Below are 1139 nucleotides of genomic sequence, written 5' to 3' on the forward strand. Positions count from 1 at the left end.
GCACCCGGCCGCCGCCGAGCGGCACCGCGTACAGGAACGACGGCGCATCCCCGGAGCGGGTGCGGTTGTCGCGCCGCCAGTCCATGAACCAGGCGGCGCGGCCCTCCAGCACGGGTGCGGCAGTGGCGGTGTCGACCGTGACCCCGAAGGCGGTCTGCTGGGCGCGGGAGCGGTCGGCGGGCACCCCGCGCGCGTCGATCACGCTCCGGGCCCGCAGCACGCTTCCGTCCGCGAGGGTGACGCGATCCGGGGCGACGGCGTCCACCCGGCCGGCCCGTACCCGCGCCGGCTCCAGCGCCAGGCTTCGCTGCAGTGCCGACGCATCGAACACACCGTAGGGGCGCTCGATCCGGTGTGGCCGCACCGTCCACGCCGCCGGCTCGTCCACCCGCGCCGCGAGCACCGAGGGGGGCAGCCACGACGGCAGCTCGTCGAGCCACGCCGCATACGTCGCAGTCCACGGCCGATCCGGCTGCGGGTCCACGGCCAGCACGTCGAGACCCGCGGCGACCGCCCGGTGTGCCACCGCACGCCCCGCCGGCCCGAGCCCGACGACCAGCACCTCCGCGTCTATCACCCGCTACATCGCTCCCGTCGCCAGCAGTCCACCATCCACCCGCACAGTCTCCCCGGTGATCCAGCCGGCCGCATCGGAGACCAGGAACGCGACCAGCTCGGCGACGTCCTCGGGCGTGCCGAGGCGGCCCATCGGGTATCGGGCGGCGGCGGTGTCCTCACCGCCGGCGACGAGCGCGGCCGCGAACCTCGTCTTCACCACCCCGGGCGCGACCGCGTTGACGCGCACGCCCGGCCCCAGCTGCCAGGCCAGCTCCTCGGTCAGCCGGATCAGCGCCGCCTTCGACGCCCCGTACGCGGCGATCACGCCGGTCGAGCGCAGGCCCGCCACGCTCGCGACGTTGATCACGGAACCGCCGTGCTCGGCCATCCACGCGCGGTAGGCCTGCTGCACGAATCCCAGCGCGGCGACGACGTTGACGTCGAAGATCTTGCGGACGGCGTCCAGGTCGGCGTCCATCAACGCCCCGTAGACGGGGTTGATGCCGGTGTTGTTGATCAGGATGTCGAGCCCGCCGAGCTCGGCGACGGTGCGGCGCACCGCCTCGGCGCGGGTGTCGGCG

At 74.7% G+C, this 1139-nt stretch carries 2 protein-coding genes; both read right to left on the minus strand.

Annotated features, from left to right (window positions below; genetic code table 11):
- Positions 1–577 (minus strand): lycopene cyclase family protein (locus CQZ88_RS26235; RefSeq protein ID WP_258008803.1); only part of this gene is annotated, 577 nt, incomplete at its 3' end.
- A gap of 3 nt (positions 578–580) precedes the next feature.
- Positions 581–1139, minus strand: a 559-nt coding sequence (locus tag CQZ88_RS26240; protein WP_102800529.1) for an SDR family oxidoreductase, incomplete at its 5' end; no start/stop codon positions are given.

Source organism: Rhodococcus sp. ENV425, assembly GCF_002887785.1.
Classification (GTDB): Bacteria; Actinomycetota; Actinomycetes; order Mycobacteriales; family Mycobacteriaceae; genus Rhodococcus; species Rhodococcus aetherivorans.